The organism is Brevundimonas sp. (assembly GCF_036677305.1).
GTDB lineage: Bacteria > Pseudomonadota > Alphaproteobacteria > Caulobacterales > Caulobacteraceae > Brevundimonas.
In genome coordinates this window covers 1-16,606 of the sequence record NZ_JAKFEB010000244.1, presented here as the reverse complement: position 1 = coordinate 16,606, position 16,606 = coordinate 1, and the positions used below count along the sequence as shown (strand labels likewise).

Sequence of the window (16,606 nt, the reverse complement as noted above, 5' to 3'; positions counted from 1 at the left end):
GAGCCTGGGCGGCGTGGCCATCCTGTCGGGCCTGCTGCGGACGCAGGAGCGGCGCGTGTCGGCGGCCTATCTGTCGCGCGGTTTCATCCTCGAACGGCGCATCCATCGCGACGCCTGGAGCGCCCTGGTTCTGAGACGGGTGGGTTAACGGCGGAACAGGCGCGGGGCGCAACCGTTGCGGCAGTTCATTGGAGGACTGCCTTGTGACCCACTACGACCCGAATGATCCGAACCGCGTACCGCCCGTCGAGACGGTATACACCGAGACCGTGACGACCAACGCCGCGCCGCTGCATACCGAAACCGTCGAGACCACGGTCGTGCGCGAGGCCAACAACACCGGCTGGTGGATCGCCGGCATCCTCGGCGGACTGGTGATCATCGCCGTGCTGTGGATCCTGTTCTCGCGCGGCGCCGCGCCGCAGACCGACGAGGCGCTGCTGCAGGCCCAGGCTGACGCAGCCGCCGCCCAGGCCGCGGCCGACTCGGCCCTGATCCAGGGTCAGGTCGCCGGCGCCCAGGCCAGCGTCGACATCGCCCGCGCCGACGCCGCCCGCTCGCAGGCCGAGGCCATCCGGGCCGCCAGCGAGGCCCGCGCCGCCGAAGCCCGTTCCTCCTCGCCGGTGATCATCGAGCGCGAGGTGCAGGTCCCCGCTCCGGCGCCGAACGGCGGCGCTGTGGTGGTCACTCCGACCGCGCCGCAGAACTAGCCCCGGAAATTCCTTCTCCCCTCCGGGGGAGAAGGTGGCGCGCGCAGCGCGACGGATGAGGGGGATGTCAGATGCGACCTGGCTGTCGGCGAGCCGCCGCTGACTGCCCCCTCATCCGTCCCTTCGGGACACCTTCTCCCCCAGGGGGAGAAGGAAACTCGCCTCTCCCCATCATGGCGCGCCTGATGCTATGCGCTCACCATGCGCCAGTCCTTCGACGAAACCACCGATCCGTCCTTCGGGGCGAAACACCTTCCCCGCGTCCGCGCGAAAATGGCCGAGCAGGGCCTCGACGGCCTGCTGGTCCCGCACGAGGACGAGCACCAGAACGAATATCTGCCCGCCGCCAACGACCGGCTGGCCTGGGTCAGCGGCTTCACCGGCTCGGCCGGGGCGGGCGTGGTCATGAAGGACCGCGCCGCCGTCTTCGCCGACGGCCGCTACACCGTGCAGGTCCGGGCCCAGGTCGATGCGGGGCAGTTCGAAATCCTCGAGCTCGAGAACGGCGGCGTGGCCAGCTATCTGGAGCGCGCGCCGAAGGGGGCGGTGATCGGCTATGATCCGCGCCTGCACAGCCCCGACGCCCTGGCGACGCTGAAACGGGCGGCGGCGAAGGCCGGCGCCGAACTCAAACCCGTCCAGCCCAATCCGCTGGACCTCGCCTGGGCGGAAGAGCGGCCCGGCCAGCCGATGGCTCCGGTCGTGCCGCACGAGGACCGCTATTCCGGGGAGACCAGCGCCTCCAAACGCGCGCGCATCGGCGAGGCGGTGGCGAAGGCCGGCGCCGATGCGGCGGTGCTGACGGCGCCCGCGTCGCTGGCATGGCTGTTCAACATCCGCGGCGGCGACGTGATCCGCACGCCCCTGCCGCTGGGGCAGGCGGTGGTGAAGGCCGACGGCACGGCGAAGCTGTTCCTCGATCCGCGCAAGGTGACCAACGAACTGCCCGGCTGGCTGGGCGACGCGGTGACGCTGGAGGCGCCCGAGGCGCTGGAGGGGGCGCTGGACGCCCTGTCGGGGCGCAAGGTGCTGGTCGATCCGGGCCAGTCGTCGGCCTGGTATTTCGACCGGCTGACGGCCGCGGGCGCCGCGGTGGTGCGCGGCATGGACCCCTGCACCCTGCCGCGCGCGACCAAGAATCCGGTCGAGATCGAGGGGTCGCGCCAGGCCCATATCCGCGACGGCGCGGCCCTGACCCGCTTCCTGCACTGGGTCGACACCGTGGGGCAGGAGACCCTGCCGGACGAACGTCAGGTGGCCGAGGCGCTGGAAGGCTTCCGCGAGGCGACCGGGGCGCTGAAGGACCTGTCGTTCGACACCATCGCCGGGGCCGGTCCGAACGGCGCCCTGCCGCACTACAAGCCGGTGGCCCGCACCATTCGCCGGATGGAGAAGGGTTCGCTGCTGCTGGTCGACGGCGGCGGCCAGTATCTGGATGGCACGACGGACGTGACCCGGACGATGGCCGTGGGCGAGCCGACCGCCGACCAGCGCCGCATGTTCACCCTGGTGCTCAAGGGCCATATCGCCATGGCCGTGGTGCGCTTCCCGGCCGGGACGACGGGGCACCAGCTGGACGCGATGGCGCGTCTGCCGATGTGGATGCAGGGGTTCGACTACGACCACGGCACCGGCCACGGCGTCGGCTCCTATCTGGGCGTGCATGAGGGTCCGCAGCGGATCGCCAAGGCGGTCAACAGCCAGCCGCTGCTGACCGGCATGATCCTGTCCAACGAGCCCGGCTATTACCGCGAGGGCCACTGGGGCATCCGCATCGAGACGCTGCAGGTCGTCACCGCGCCCGAGCCGATCCCGGGCGGCGAGCGGCCGATGCACGGCTTCGAACAGCTGACCCTGGCGCCGCTGGACCGCAAGCTGATCGACGTCGACCTGCTGACCGCCGACGAGCGCGCCTATGTCGACGCCTATCACGCCGAGGTGCTGGCCAAGGTCGGGCCGTTGCTCGACGGGGCCGTGCTGGACTGGCTGAAGGCGCAGGCCGCCCCCTTGAAATAAGGCCGAACGGCGCCCATCTCCGAAGGGTCGGCGGATGCGTCGCCGGCCCCCCACATTTCAAGGAGAGCGCTGGATGAAGACGCGCACGCTGGGCCGTTCGGGCCCTGAGGTTTCCGCCATCGGCCTGGGCTGCATGGGCATGGCCGCCTTCTATGGCCAGGCGTCGGACGAGGGACAGGCGACGGCGGTGATCCACCGCGCGCTGGATCTGGGCGTCACCTTCCTCGACACGGCCGAGATGTACGGGCCGCACGCCAACGAGGTCCAGGTCGGCAAGGCGCTGGCCGGCCGGCGCAACGAGGCCTTCGTCGCCACCAAATTCGGCATCGGCTACAACGCCGAACGCACCGCCCTGACCGTCGACGGATCGCCGGCCAATGTGCGCCGCGCCATCGAGGGCAGCCTGACCCGGCTGGGGATGGATCATGTCGATCTCTACTATCTGCACCGCGTCGATCCGGACACGCCGATCGAGGAGACGGTCGGGGCGATGGGCCGGCTTGTGGAAGAGGGCAAGGTCCGCTTCCTCGGCCTGTCGGAGGCCAGGCCCGAGACCCTGCGCCGGGGTCACGCGGAGCATCCGATCACCGCCCTGCAGACCGAATATTCGCTGTGGAGCCGCGAGCCCGAGGACGAACTTCTGGCGACCTGCGAGGAACTGGGCATCGGCTTCGTGCCCTACAGCCCGCTGGGGCGGGGCTTCCTGTCGGGCGAGATCAAGTCGGTCGACGACCTGGCCGAGGACGATTTCCGGCGCTCGAACCCGCGCTTCCAGGGCGAGAATTTCCGGAAGAACATCGAGCTGGTGGACGCCGTCAGCGAGATCGCGAAGGACAAGGGCGTGACGGCGGCGCAGCTGGCGCTGGCCTGGGTGCTGGCGCAGGGCGAACACCTGGTTCCGATCCCCGGCACCCGGCGCATCCGGACGCTGGAGGAGAATGCGGCGGCGGTCGATGTCGTGCTGACGCCCGACGATCTGGCGCGGATCGAGGCGGTCTTCCCGAAGGGGGCGGCCTCGGGCCATCGCTACGCCGAGGCGGCGCGGGCGGCGCTGAACCGCTAGGCCGGAGGCGGCGGGGGCGGGGCCCGTCGGGCGCCGAGGCTGGCGTGGGAGGCGCCGGCCATGCCGGCGAGGCTGAGGTATTCGGGGCCGGCCAGGCCGTGGATGATCACCGAACGGGTCACCCGTCTGGCGTTGCCCACGGTCCGCTCCGCCCAGACCGAGAAGTCGGCGGCGTCCAGCGGATGCGGCCCGCTCTCGAAGGAGACGCCCTGCAGCCTGACGCCGCGCAGGTCGTCGGAGGCGCGGGCGGGCGCCTCGCGCAGCTTGCCGACGACGATCAGGCAGAAGGGCTTGATCAGGCCGGTGACGGCGGCCAGGACGCTGCCGGGCACGCCCTCGACCCCGCTGATCTCGCAGACCAGCCCCTTGTCGACGCCCTGGGTCGCCTCCTTGAACCGCGCGATCAGGGAGCCCCGCCCGCGCTGGCTGGACAGGGTCGACCAGGACACCGGCAGGAAGAGGCTGGGCTGCCGGGCGTTGCCCTGTTCCGAACGCAGGCGGCTGACGCCCCGGGCGATGGTCGCCAGATCGATTTTCTCGATGTCGGCGGTGGTCAGGTTCTGCAGTTCCTGGGTGTTGAGCTCGACCTCGCCGGGCATCCGCAGGACCCGCCGCACGATGCGGAAACCGATCTGGGAAAAGCCCTTGAGCTCGAACACCGGCTCCAGATGGCAGGACACCTTCAGGGAGCGGCCGTCCCCGGAAATGAAGGGGTTGTCGGGCGGCGGAAGCACGTCTTCCGGTTCCGCCGGGACGACGGGGGGCTCGGTCTTCGCGGCCCTGACGGCATGGGCGCGGTCGATTTCGGCGGCGAAGATGCGTCCGCCGCTCAGGCTGGTGACTTCCAGCACGTCGATGGCCTCGGGCGCGGCCCCGCCGAGGAAATGATTCAGCAGCTCACGCAGATATCTCAGGCAGGAGACCTGGCCGCTGAATTTTCCCAGCGCCGGCTGGACGACCAGATAGTCGGTCGGCGACACGCGCTGGAAGAAGCCGCCGCCTTCAAGATGGCGGGTCAGGGTGCGGTCGACGTGGTCGTAGATCTGTTCCTGGCGGGCGTTCCACTTGTCGCCGAGCCGTTCGGCGATGGCGTCCAGACCGATCAGGTTGATCCGGCCTTCCGCGAGCATGCCGGAAGCCCGGAACCGCTCTAGGACGGGTCCCAGCTCGTGGGTGGAAAAGCGCTCGACGCTGGGCCGTGCGTCCACCCCGTCAGCGACAAGGGTACTGGGCATGAAGCCATTGAAACCCGGCGGGATTATTTATTGATGAAGCGGGAAACGATCGTTTCAGCCCGTCTTCTTCGCCGCCCGTTCGCGGTTCTGACGCGCCCGGACCTTCGCCATCTCCGAGATCAGGGCGTAGGGGACCGGCCGGTCCTTGGGAAACCGGACCGCGGATTTCGAGACCGCATAGGCGGAGAGCTCTTCGCTGAAACCCTCGAAGAAGGGCGGCGGACAGGACAGGGTGAAGTGGTTGGCGAAGGCCGCGATGTAGAAGATCCAGCCGTCAGCCCTGTAGGCGGGCAGCTGATAGCTGATCACCGGTTCCGCCTCGGGCACGGCCGAGAGGATGGCCCGCTGCATCTCCAGCAGGACGGCGCGTTCGTCTTCGGAGCGGGTGGCGAAATAGTCATCGACGGTGTGGAAATCGGTCTTCGCCATGGCGGCCTCGCGATCTTCATTTAACCGATGTGTTAAATAGACCGGCCCGGCGTCGCGATCAAGTCAGGCGATCAGGGCCAGCCATTCGTCCTCGGTCAGCACCTTCACGCCGTGCTTGAGGGCGTCGGCCATCTTGGAGCCCGCGCCGGGGCCGGCCACCAGATAGTCGGTCTTCTTCGACACTGAGCCGGACACCTTGGCCCCGAGGCTTTCGGCGCGCGCCTTGGCCTCGTCACGGGTGAAGCGTTCGAGGGCGCCGGTGAAGACGACGGTCTTTCCGGCGACGGCGGTGTCAGACCTGGGCTTCTCGGCGTCCTCGATGCGGTCCAGTTCAGCGACGAGGGCGTCGACCATGGCGCGGTTGTGGTTCTCGCGGAAGAACAGGGCCAGGGCCCGGGCGGCCACCGGGCCGACGCCGGAGACGCCTGCGATCTGGCCGAGGCCTTCCGACGGGCCTTCGTTGCGAGCCACCTCGGCCAGCCGGACCAGACCGGCCCAGTCGTCGGCGAGGGACGCCAGACCGCGTCGCGCGGGGGCGGCGAGGCCGGGGAAGGCGAGGGCGATCTTCTGGTCGATCGGGGCTTCGGGCCAGGGATCGGCGGCGGGCGGCGCGGCCTCGGCGAGGGTCGCGACCACGCGCGGCGAGACGGCGTGGGCCTCGTTCAGCCGGACCCAGTCCTCGCTCGGAATGCCCTGCGCGGCCGCGAGGCAGGCGGCCTCGAAGGCGGGCCAGGTCTCGAAGGCGCGGGCCAGGACGATGGAGGTCTGCTCTCCGATGTCGCGCACGCCGAGGCCGTAGATGAACCGGTCCAGCGAGATGGTGCGGCGGGCGTCGATGCCGGCGACCAGATTGCGCACGCTGGTCTCGCCATAGCCGTCCTCGGCGCGCAGGGCGTCCAGCTTCTCCGCGTCGCGGGCGAGGCGGAAGATGTCGGCAGGCTGGTTGATCCAGCCGCGCTCATGGAAGGCGATCAGCTGTTTTTCACCAAGACCTTCAATGTCGAAGGCGCGTCGGCTGACAAAATGCTTGAGGTGTTCGATGCGCTGGAAGGGGCAGGCCAGTTCGCCGGTGCAGCGGCGCACCACGCTCTCGACGCCCGAGGCGTTGGTCTCCTTCACCAGCGCCGTCTTCAGCGGGCAGATGCAGATGTGCGGGAACGCCCACGGCTCGCCGCGGCCGGGACGGTCCGGGTCCACGACGCCGAGAATCTGGGGGATGACGTCGCCCGCGCGCTGCAGGGTCACGGTGTCGCCGAGGCGGACGTCCAGCCGGGCGATCTCGTCGGCGTTGTGCAGGGTGGCGTTGCGCACGACCACGCCGCCGACGGTGACCGGATGCAGCCGGGCGACGGGCGTGTGCGAGCCGGTGCGCCCGACCTGGATGTCGATGCCTTCCAGCACGGTGGTCGCCTGCTGGGCGGGGAATTTGTGGGCGATGGCCCAGCGCGGGGTGCGGGCGACGAAGCCGAGGCGGGACTGCCAGTCCAGCCGGTCGACCTTGTAGACCACGCCGTCGATGTCATAGCCGAGCCCGGCGCGGTCGCGCTGCAGACCCTCGTAGAGCGCCAGCAGGCCGTCCGCATCCTCGACGCGCCGGGACCGCGCATTGACCTGGAAACCCCAGGCCGTCAGGGCCTCGAGCGCGCCCGCCTGCGTCTCCGCGAAGGGCGCCGAAACCTCGCCCCAGGCATAGGCGAAGAAGCGCAGCGGCCGTTTCGCCGTGATCGCGGGATCCTTCTGGCGCAGCGAGCCGGCGGCGAAATTGCGCGGGTTGGCGTAGGTGCGCGAGCCCTCGGCCTCGGCGGCGGCGTTGAAGGCGTCGAAACCGTCGTTGGAGGCGTAGACCTCGCCCCGCACCTCGATGACGTCGGGCCAGCCCTTGCCGGACAGGGTCTGCGGGATGTCGGCGATGGTGCGCAGATTGGCGGTGACGTCCTCGCCGGTGCGCCCGTCGCCGCGGGTCGCACCGGTGATCAGCACGCCCTTCTCGTAGCGGAGATTGGCCGACAGGCCGTCGATCTTGGGCTCGGCCACGAAGGCGATGTGTTCGTCGGCCGACAGCTTCAGGAACCGGCGGATGCGGGCCACGAAGTCGGCGACCTCGGCGGCGTCGAAGGCGTTGTCCAGCGACAGCATGGGCACGCCATGCCGCACCGGGGCGAACTGGCTGGAGCCGGCGGCGCCGACGACCTGCGACGGGGAGGCGGGGGTGGTCAGGTCGGGGAACCGCTCCTCGATCTCCAGCGCCCGGCGCTTCAGGGCGTCATAGTCGGCGTCGGAAATCTCGGGCGCGTCCTGACGGTGATACAGGGCGTCGTGCCGGGCCAGCTCGGCGGCCAGCCGGTCGAGTTCCTCGCGCGCGGCGGACTCGGTCAGCTGATCGACGGGGGTCTCGGACATGCGCGGCTCGCCGGAAGGAATCCAGCCGCCGTTCTAGCATCGGCCCCATGCCGCTTTCGAGGGGCGGCTTTCGGGAAGCGCCGGTTTATTGCCGCCGAACGCCCGGAATGACGGCGAGTTAATCTGACAGCGCCGCCGCGCCCCGTTAGCGTTGCGCCGAATCCCGGAGCTCCCCATGCCGCACGTCCGCCTCGCCGCCCTGTCGCCCCTCGTGGCGGCGCTGTTCCTCTCGGCCTGCGCGGTCACGCCGGCCGCCCCTGTCGCCGTCGCGCCCCCGGCCCCTTCGGCCATGCACGCCCGGCTGCTGGAGGACGTCCGGATCCTCGCCGCCGACGACATGCAGGGCCGCGACACGGGCGCGCCGGGCGGCGAGAGGGCGCGCAACTACATCGTCGGACGGCTGGACGGCCTCGGCGTCGTCGCCCCGCCCATGGGCCGGCTGCAGCCGTGGGAGATGCAGGGCCGCACCCGCGCGGGCCCGAAGACCTTCAACGGCGTCAACGTCATCGGCCTGATCCCCGGCACGCGCGTGGCCGACCGCTACATCGTCGTCACCGCCCACTACGACCACGTCGGCGTCAACGCCGAGGGACAGGTGTTCAACGGCGCCGACGACAACGCCTCCGGCGTCGCCACCATGCTGGCCCTGGCCGCCGAACTGAAGCGTCAGGCGCCGGAACACAGCGTGCTGATCGTCGCCCTGGACGGCGAGGAGCGCGGGCTGCTGGGCGCGAAACATTTCGTCGAGGCCCCGCCGGTGCCGCTCGAATCCATCGCCATGAACCTGAATTTCGACATGACCGCCCGCGCCGAGACCGACGGCAAGCTGTGGGTCACGGGCACCTACCAGAACCCCTATTTCCGCACGGTTCTGGAAGGCATACAGGCCAACGGCGCCGTCGCCCTGGCCTTCGGCAAGGACACGCCCCAGGACACGGGCGAGGACAACTGGGTCGAGTCCTCGGACCACGCCGCCTTCTACAAGGCGCAGATCCCGTTCCTGTATCTGGGCGTGAACTATCACCCCGACTATCACCGCCCGTCGGACGATTTCGAGCGGATCACGCCCTCGGTCTTCATCAGCGCGACCGAGCTGTCGATCACCTCGTTCCGGGCCCTGGACGCGGCGCTGGATCGCTAAAGCTCGACAGCCGGTCGGGCGCGTGCTCCGGTTGTGTCCGGAGGAACCCATGCGCATCAGAACTCTCGCCGCCGTCTTCGCCGTGCTGGCCGCTGCGGCCTGCGAGCGGCCCGCCGAACCGGCGGATGCGCCGGCGGCCCCGTCTGCCTCGGCCTATACCTACGCCGCCGCCTCGGATGTGTCGGGCTACTACGTCTCGTCCAGCGAGATCCGCATCGGCAAATGGGTGCTCGATTACCTCTTCATCGGACAGGACACCGAGTTCGGAGAATGGACCGGCGCGAACACGGCGGCCACCCTCGCCCCGGTCATGGTCGAATTCAGCGACGCGACCAGCCCCATGGTGGAAGTCGAGGTGGGCCCGACCCGCAGCATCAAGGCGCTTGTCCTGCCGACCCGCTACGCCGTGTCCGACGACCGGATCGAATTCGAGGGAACCTCGCCTGAGATGGGCCCGGTGCGCTTCGAGGGCCGGATCGACCAGGGCGCGCTGGCGACCTCGCGCCGCAACCTCGGGGACGACGGCGTGGTCGTGACCGGAACCCTGACCGCCGCCGGGCAGACGGTGCGCGACGTGAAACTACGCTGGTGGCTGGGCGACTGACGGCCGCTCAGCCGCCGTTGCGGATGTCCAGCTTCAGACCCATGGCCTCGGCCACTGCCTTGCCGCGCCGGCGCGTCTGCTCGCCCAGCAGGACGTCGGCGTAGCCGTCGGACGCCGTCAGCACGAGCGAGCCGTTCTTCACATCGGCGCGGGCGTTGGCCAGCAGCTGCGGCGCGCGCCCGGACAGATCGCAGGCCAGCCGGATGGCCAGCCCGAGCGCGCGCGCGGCGAGCCGTTGTTCCTCGGTCAGCAGCCGCGCCACCGTCTGCGGCTCGGGGGTCGCCGCGGGGCCGCCGTAGCGGGCGTTGACCGCCGCCGCCAGATAGGCCCGCTCCGCATGGGTCTGGCCGGGCACCGGCGCGCGCAGGACCTGGTCGAAGGCCAGTTCGACGCGGTGGTCGGGATGCAGCCGGGCGCCGAGGTCCGCCAGCCGGCAGGCGGCGTCGGCCAGCACGTCGTCACGCGCCTTGTCGAAGGTCACGGGCATGGCCGCCAGCAGGGGGGCGATCCAGCCTTTCAGGGCGCCGGGCAGGGTCGGTGAAATGCCCTGGCGCGCGCCGAGGGCGGACGACCCGGCCAGCAGGGGATCGGCCGCGGCGATCTCGGGCTCCAGCGCCTCGTACAGCAGGCCTTCGCGGACGCCCCAGGCCGAGACGACGACGCGTTTCAGGCCCAGCCGCTGGACCAGTCCTTCCAGCACCAGGGCGGCGTGGGGCAGGGTTTCGGAGCGCTTCTTCGACACGCCCGGCCATTTCTCCAGCGCGGCCTTCGACGCCCGGGCGATCAGCGCCGCGGTCGCCAGCATCTCGTCGGCGGGCATGGCGTACTGGTGCACGATGCGCAGCGGATAGCCGTTCATCTCCATGTGAACCTGCGCCAGGGTCCGCCAGGCTCCGCCGACGGCGTAGAGGGTGTCGGCCTTGAAGCCGGCGGCGGTTTCCAGCCGCGTCGCGATCGCCTTGCGCAGCCGGTCGGCGTCGAACGGCCCTTCGTCGGCGAAGGAGAACGGGCCCAGCGGCAGGGTCACGCCGCGCTCGACCTTGCCGTCCGCAAGCCGGACCAGTTCCAGACTGGAGCCGCCGAGGTCGCCGGCCACCCCGTCGGCGTCCGGGATTCCCGCCAGGACGCCGAGGGCGGCATAGCGGGCCTCCTCCTCGCCGGAGAGGACGCGGATCTGCAGGCCGGTCTCGGCCGCGACCTTCTCGCAGAACTCCAGGCCGTCCGCCGCCTCCCGCACCGCCGCGGTGGCCGCGACGAAGACCATGGCCGGGCGCACGCCCTCGACGACCGCGGCGAACCGTTTCAGGGCGGTCAGCGCCTGGGCCGAACCCTCGACCGACAGCCGGCCCGTCGCCGCCAGATCGCGGCCCAGACCGGCCAGGACCTTTTCGTTGAACACCGTCCAGATGGCGCGGCCTTCCAGCCGGTACAGGACCAGACGGACGGAGTTGGAGCCGATGTCGATGGCCGCGACGTCGCGCGGCGCGCCGATGGCCGACAGCAGGGCCTCGGGCATCAGCGTTTCTTCCGCGAGGGCTCGTAGGAAAGCTGGCCGGGCAGGGTCTTCACCTTGCGGCCGCGGCCCGACAGGCTGGGGTTGGTCATGAAGTATTTGTGCGCCGAGAACGGCCGCTCCGGATCGGCGGGCTGGACGCGCTGATAGGCGCCGTCGGAGGACAGGACCCAGCTCTGGGCGTCGTCCTTCAGATTGGCGACCATGATCTGGTCCAGCACCTGGTCGTGGACGGTCGCGTTCAGCACGGGGGTCATAAGCTCGACCCGGCGGTCCAGGTTCCGGTTCATCCAGTCGGCCGAGGAGATGAACACCCTGGCCTTGTTGTGGGGCAGATCGCGGCCGTTGGCGAAGGCGACGATGCGGGCGTGCTCGAGGAAGCGGCCGACGATCGACTTGACCCGGATGTTCTCGGACAGGCCCTCGACGCCGGGGCGCAGGCAGCAGATGCCGCGCACGATCAGCTCGATGCGCACGCCCCACTGGCTGGCGCGGTACAGGGCGTCGATGACCTCGGGATCGACCAGGGAGTTCATCTTGGCCCAGATGGCGGCGGGTTTGCCCTGCGCCGCCGCCGTCATCTCCTTGCCGATCAGGTCGATCAGCGTGGTCTTCATGTTCAGCGGCGAGACGACCAGCGCCTCCAGTTCGTCCGGCTGGGCGTAGCCGGTGATGTAGTTGAACACCCGCGAGGCGTCGCGGGCCAGGACGGGGTCGCAGCTGAACAGGCTCAGGTCGGTGTAAACCCGCGCCGTGACCGGGTGGTAGTTGCCGGTGCCGAAATGGCAGTAGGTGCGCAGGGCCTCGCCCTCGCGGCGCACGACGACGCTGAGCTTGGCGTGGGTCTTCCATTCGACGAAGCCGAAGACGACGTGGACGCCCGCGCGCTCCATCGCCCGGGCCCAGCGCAGGTTGGCCTCCTCGTCGAAGCGCGCCTTGATCTCGACCAGGGCGGTGACGTTCTTGCCGTTCTCGGCCGCCTCGATCAGGGCGGCGACGATGGGGCTGTCCTTGGAGGTGCGGTACAGCGTCTGTTTGATGGCGATGACATTGGGGTCGCGCGCGGCCTGACGCAGGAACTGGACCACCACGTCGAAGCTCTCGAACGGGTGGTGGATCAGCATGTCCTTCTCGCGGACCGCCGCGAAGATGTCGCCGCCGTTGTCGCGCACCCGCTCGGGGTAGCGCGGCTCGTATCCCTTGAACTTCAGATCCGGGTGGCCGGACGGGATCAGGTCGGCGACCTGGGCCAGACCCAGCATGCCGGCGACCAGGACGGTGTCCTGCGGCGCGGCGTCCAGTTCGTTGGTGATGAAGTGGCGCAGGTCGTCCGGCATGGACGCCTCGATCTTGATGCGCACGACCGAGCCCAGGCGACGCTGCTTCAGCGCCTCCTCGAACTCCATGACCAGATCCTCGGCCTCTTCCTCGATCTCGATGTCGCTGTCGCGGATCAGGCGGAAGACGCCGCGCTCCAGAACGTCGCAGCCGGGGAACAGATGGTCGATGAACAGGGTCAGCAGGCTTTCGAGGCTGACGTAGCGCTTCCGGCCGGGGGTGGAGCGGCCGTCGGTGGCCAGCGGCCAGAACCGCTTCACCTGCGTCGGCACGGGCACCAGCGCATAGAGGGTGCGGTTGTCCGAGCGCCGCTTGAGCTTGAGCGCCAGCGAGAAGCCGAGGTTGGGCAGGAAGGGGAAGGGGTGCGCCGGGTCGATCGCCATCGGCGTCAGCACGGCGAACAGCTGGTTGAGGAATTCGGGTTCCAGCCGCTCGCGCTCGGTCTTGGTGATCCTGTCGGCGTCGACGACCTCGATGCCGGCGGCGGTCAGTTCCTTGCGCAGCTTGCGCCAGCGCCGCTGCTGCTCGGCCATCAGGGCGCCGGCGGCGACATTGACCTTGTCCAGCTGTTCAGCGGGCGTCAGGCCGTCCGCCGACAGGACCCGCACCCGCTCGCGGACCTGGCCCTTGAGACCGGCCACGCGGGTCATGAAGAACTCGTCCAGGTTATTGGCCGAGATCGACAGGAAGCGCAGCCGCTCCAGCAGGGGGTGGGCCGGATTGGCGGCCTCTTCCAGCACCCGGCCGTTGAAGGCCAGCCACGAGATCTCGCGGTTGAAGAAGCGCCCGGGCGACGTCATCAGCCCTTCCGACAGGCGCAGCTGCGGAGCGCGGGAAGAGGGGACTTCCTCGCCGCGTGTCTTGTCGCTGATCGCCGCGTCGGTCATGCGCCCGGTTCTGGCGCGTCGGGCGCGCCGCCGCAACCTTCCATCCGAACACGAAAACGCCGCCCGATCGGGAGATCGGGCGGCGCTTCTTCCGTGGGCTGACGAACTACCAGCTCCAGGCGTCGTAGATCACGTCGATGATGTAGCCGTCGTAGGCGTCGATCAGATAGATGTGGTTGTCCACCAGCACCCAGCGCGTGCCCTCGGGCGGATAGCCCAGGCCGTAGGTGCGCCAGTCGTTGATCTGGTAGCGCCAGAAGATCGAGGGCAGGAACTGGCCCTCGTAATAGCGCTGGCCCCAGTAGTTGCGCGGCACCTGGTAGTAGCCGTAGTTCGGCGCGAAATAGAAGCCGACGCGCAGGCCGCTGTAACCCCGGAAACGCCGGTCGTGGCGCCACCAGTCGGACCGGTGGCTGCGGTTCCAGTTGCGGCGCCAGGAGTCGCTGTTGAAGCGCTGGCGGAACTCCCGGTACTCGTGCCGGTCGCGGCGGTCGCCGTTGTGGTCGCCACGGTCCTGACGGCCGTCGCGGCCGTCCCGTTGACCATCCCGACGCCCGTCCCGGTCGCCCTGGCCATTGCGACCGTCCCATTGACCGTCGCGCCGCCCGTCCCGGTCGCCCTGGCCGCCCTGGCCGTTGCGACGATTCTGGCGAGCCTCCCGCGCCCGGGCGTCCAGGATGTCCTGCTGGTTGCGGAACACGGGCTGGTTCGGGTCGCGCGGCTGTTCCGGGCGGCTGGTCCCGTCGGACCGGTTTTCCCGCCGTTCCTGACGCTGCTCGTTCCGGATCCGCCGCTCGTCGGCGGCCAGGGCGTCCCGGACGTCCTGCCGGTTGCGGAACACGGGCTGGGCCGGATCGCTCGCCGTCTGGGAGCCGCCGGCGTCCTGCCGGTTTTCGCGCCGCTCCTCGCGGCGCTGCTCGCGGTTCTCGGTCGGCTGCGGGCGTTCCTCGCGGCGTTCCTGCCGCTCCTGTCGTTCCTGGCGCGGAGCTTCGGCCTGGGCGGCGCGGTCGCCGCGTTCCTCGCCGCCGTTCTGGCGCGCGGCGCCCCGGCGGCCGCCGGACGGTTCGCCGTCCTGGGCCAGGGCGGTCAGCGGCGCGGCTGCGGGCACGGCGAAGGCCGCCACGGCCGCTGCCATCATGAGTGAGCGTTTCATTCTCGTATCTTCCCCGCACGTCCCTGTCAGACGGCTTGATGCAAAGGTCGCGCCCGGCCGATGAACCGTGACTGAACGGCCAAGCTCGCTGGATTAATTCGCGGACATAATACGCCCCGCCGATCGAAATCGGCGGGGCGCTTTCGAACGATCAACGGTTCCTAGAAGGCGCCGTACAGAACGCTGGCGATCAGACCCGTGGCGATGGCGATCATGACGATGTCATTGCCGGCGTGGACGTAGCGATAGCCGCGCGGCGCCGGACCCAGGCCGTACACATACGGGTCGCGGACGTAGTAGCTGCGGTAGGCCGGCGGCAGATAGCCGCCGCGCGACCAGCGCTGATTGTAGTAGCGCGGCTCGACCCGGTAGTAGCCGTAGCTCGGCGCGTACCAGTAGCCGTTGCGGGCTCCGCGGTAGTCGCGGAAGTCGTCCCGGCCGCGCCACCAGTTGTTGTTGTTCCGATCCCAGCGCTGGTCGCGGCGGTAGTCATTCCGGTCGTCGCGGCGTTCGGCGCGATAGTCGCGGCGGTCGTCCCGGCGATCCTGGCGATATTCGCGGCGGTTGTCGTACTGGCCGTTGCGGTAGTCGCGACGATCGTCCCGGCGTTCGCGCCGATGGTCCTGCCGGTCGTCGCGGCGGTCCTGGCGATATTCGCGGCGGTCGTTCCGGCTCTGGGCTTCAGCGGCCAGCGGGGCGGCGGTGGCCAGCACCAACCCCAGCACGGCGGCCTTCGTGAAGCGGTTCATGATCGTCTCTCCAGCGTGGGCGGAAATGGTTTACCGCCGTTAATCATTTCCTCAAGCTCGGCCGCGGCCGATGAACCGACCCTGAACGCGGTTGTCAGGTTCGCTGTTGTGCGCGGGCGGCGCAGCGCCCACCTGAGGGCCTGCTGTTCCAGGAGCCCGCATGACCCGTCCGATCGAACTCTGGTACTGGCCCACGCCCAACGGCTGGAAGGTCTCCATCGCCCTGGAGGAGATGGGCCTGCCCTATGAGATGAAGCCGGTGAACATCGGCGCGGGAGAGCAGTTCGCCCCGTCTTTCCAGGCCATCAGCCCGAACGGCCGGATGCCGGCCATCGTCGATCCTGACGGCCCGGACGGCATGCCCCTGTCGATCTTCGAGTCCGGGGCCATCCTGCAGTATCTCGGCGCCAAGACGGGGAAATTCTATCCGCACGACCTGCGCGGCAAGGCCGAGGTCGACCAATGGCTGTTCTGGCAGGTCGGCGGCCTGGGGCCGATGGCGGGCCAGACGCATCATTTCCGGCAATACGCCCCCGCGATCATCAAGGACCAGCGCCAGATCGCCTATGGAGTCCGCCGCTACACCGACGAAACGCACCGGCTTTACGGGGTTCTGGACCGCAGACTGGCCCATCGTGATTTTCTGGCCGGCGAATATTCCATCGCCGACATGGCCAGCTGGCCGTGGATCCTGCCCGAGCATCAGGGGCAGACTCTGGACGAGTTTCCGCACCTCTCGGCCTGGATGAAACGGGTCGGGGAACGCCCCGGCGTCATCGCCGGACGGGCGCTGGGCGAGGCCCTGCGGGGAAATCTGGCGTCCTCGGACAAGTCCGCCGAGGCGGCGCGCAAGGTCCTGTTCGGACAGCGGGCGCGTTGAGCATTCGTTAGCAGGGTGTGACCGGGAGATTTACGAGAGATTTCAGAGATCTGAATCGCAGGTAAAGTATTCGTTTCCGCTCTACAGAAACGATCCGGCGACCGTTTCGCTGTTAACTTTAACTTCAAACCACGGGTATTTGATCGTTGTCAGAGGGCAGGGCCAGAACGGCTCCGAACCCGGGAGATAACGGTGATGAACGCGCAAGAAATGGCGCCGGAAGTCGATCAGGAGCAGGGCCTTCCCCTGCCCAGCGCCGACATGAGCGGCGATGATCTGTTCCGGCTCGGCATGATGTATTCGAGCGGCCAGGGCGGTTGCCCGATGGACCGCGTCTCGGCCCACATGATCTTCAACCTCGCCGCCATGAAGGGCAGCATCGAAGCGCGCGTCTACCGCCGCGAGATGAGCCAGGAAATGGAGCAGGACGAAATCGCCGAGGCCCAGAAGGCGGCCCGCCGCTGGATCGACGCTGGCGTGGTCTCGCT

The 16,606-nt window shown here is 69.4% G+C and carries 15 protein-coding genes; 8 read left to right on the top strand and 7 right to left on the bottom strand.

Annotation, left to right across the window (positions count from 1 at the left end):
- The 4 genes from V6M42_RS14080 to V6M42_RS14065 form a co-directional block, all read left to right on the top strand.
- Positions 1–148, top strand: a 148-nt coding sequence (locus V6M42_RS14080; RefSeq protein ID WP_332679086.1) for a 50S ribosomal protein L11 methyltransferase, incomplete at its 5' end; no start/stop codon positions are given.
- A 55-nt stretch (positions 149–203) separates the two neighbouring features.
- Positions 204–710, top strand: a complete 507-nt coding sequence (locus V6M42_RS14075; protein WP_332660710.1) for a hypothetical protein — start codon at positions 204–206, stop codon at positions 708–710.
- 201 nt (positions 711–911) lie between these two features.
- Positions 912–2,726 (top strand): aminopeptidase P family protein, encoded by a 1,815-nt coding sequence (locus tag V6M42_RS14070; protein WP_332679083.1) that lies wholly within the window; start codon positions 912–914, stop codon positions 2,724–2,726.
- Positions 2,727–2,799: 73 nt separating this feature from the next.
- Positions 2,800–3,789, top strand: a complete 990-nt coding sequence (locus V6M42_RS14065; RefSeq protein ID WP_332679081.1) for an aldo/keto reductase — start codon at positions 2,800–2,802, stop codon at positions 3,787–3,789.
- Here V6M42_RS14065 and V6M42_RS14060 read toward each other — a convergent pair.
- The 3 genes from V6M42_RS14060 to ligA all read right to left on the bottom strand — a co-directional run bounded on the left by V6M42_RS14060 (position 3,786) and on the right by ligA (position 7,853).
- A complete protein-coding gene (locus V6M42_RS14060; protein ID WP_332660705.1) occupies positions 3,786–5,024 on the bottom strand; it encodes a hypothetical protein in 1,239 nt (412 codons plus the stop codon). The genes V6M42_RS14065 and V6M42_RS14060 overlap by 4 nt on opposite strands.
- A 54-nt stretch (positions 5,025–5,078) precedes the next feature.
- Positions 5,079–5,453 (bottom strand): iron chaperone, encoded by a 375-nt coding sequence (locus V6M42_RS14055; RefSeq protein WP_332679079.1) that lies wholly within the window; start codon positions 5,451–5,453, stop codon positions 5,079–5,081.
- 63 nt (positions 5,454–5,516) lie between these two features.
- Positions 5,517–7,853: an NAD-dependent DNA ligase LigA gene (ligA, locus tag V6M42_RS14050; RefSeq protein WP_332679077.1), complete on the bottom strand. Its 2,337-nt coding sequence runs from the start codon at positions 7,851–7,853 to the stop codon at positions 5,517–5,519.
- A gap of 175 nt (positions 7,854–8,028) precedes the next feature.
- Between ligA and V6M42_RS14045 the strand changes: the two genes are divergently transcribed.
- Together V6M42_RS14045 and V6M42_RS14040 are read left to right on the top strand one after the other, a co-directional pair.
- Positions 8,029–8,994 carry a M28 family peptidase gene (locus V6M42_RS14045; protein WP_332679076.1) on the top strand — a complete coding sequence of 322 codons (966 nt, stop codon included), beginning with the start codon at positions 8,029–8,031 and terminating at the stop codon, positions 8,992–8,994.
- Positions 8,995–9,043: 49 nt separating this feature from the next.
- On the top strand, positions 9,044–9,598 hold the full coding sequence (locus tag V6M42_RS14040; RefSeq protein WP_332679074.1) for a hypothetical protein: 555 nt from the start codon (positions 9,044–9,046) through the stop codon (positions 9,596–9,598).
- 7 nt (positions 9,599–9,605) lie between these two features.
- On the opposite strand, the gene V6M42_RS14035 is transcribed toward V6M42_RS14040, so the two are convergent.
- From V6M42_RS14035 to V6M42_RS14020, 4 genes are all read right to left on the bottom strand, one after another.
- Entirely contained in the window at positions 9,606–11,114 is a 1,509-nt protein-coding gene (locus V6M42_RS14035) for a Ppx/GppA phosphatase family protein (RefSeq protein ID WP_332679073.1), read from the bottom strand.
- Positions 11,114–13,336, bottom strand: coding sequence for an RNA degradosome polyphosphate kinase (locus V6M42_RS14030; protein WP_332679071.1), 2,223 nt, complete (start codon positions 13,334–13,336; stop codon positions 11,114–11,116). The genes V6M42_RS14035 and V6M42_RS14030 overlap by 1 nt, the downstream gene beginning before the upstream one ends.
- A 106-nt stretch (positions 13,337–13,442) precedes the next feature.
- A complete protein-coding gene (locus V6M42_RS14025; protein ID WP_332679069.1) occupies positions 13,443–14,489 on the bottom strand; it encodes an RcnB family protein in 1,047 nt (348 codons plus the stop codon).
- A 161-nt stretch (positions 14,490–14,650) separates the two neighbouring features.
- Positions 14,651–15,238 (bottom strand): RcnB family protein, encoded by a 588-nt coding sequence (locus tag V6M42_RS14020; protein WP_332660694.1) that lies wholly within the window; start codon positions 15,236–15,238, stop codon positions 14,651–14,653.
- A 160-nt stretch (positions 15,239–15,398) separates the two neighbouring features.
- Here V6M42_RS14020 and V6M42_RS14015 point away from each other — a divergent pair, with 160 nt between their 5' ends.
- On the top strand, positions 15,399–16,118 hold the full coding sequence (locus V6M42_RS14015; protein WP_332679068.1) for a glutathione S-transferase family protein: 720 nt from the start codon (positions 15,399–15,401) through the stop codon (positions 16,116–16,118).
- 195 nt (positions 16,119–16,313) lie between these two features.
- Positions 16,314–16,606: sel1 repeat family protein (locus tag V6M42_RS14010; protein WP_332679066.1), on the top strand; the 293-nt coding region annotated here is incomplete at its 3' end.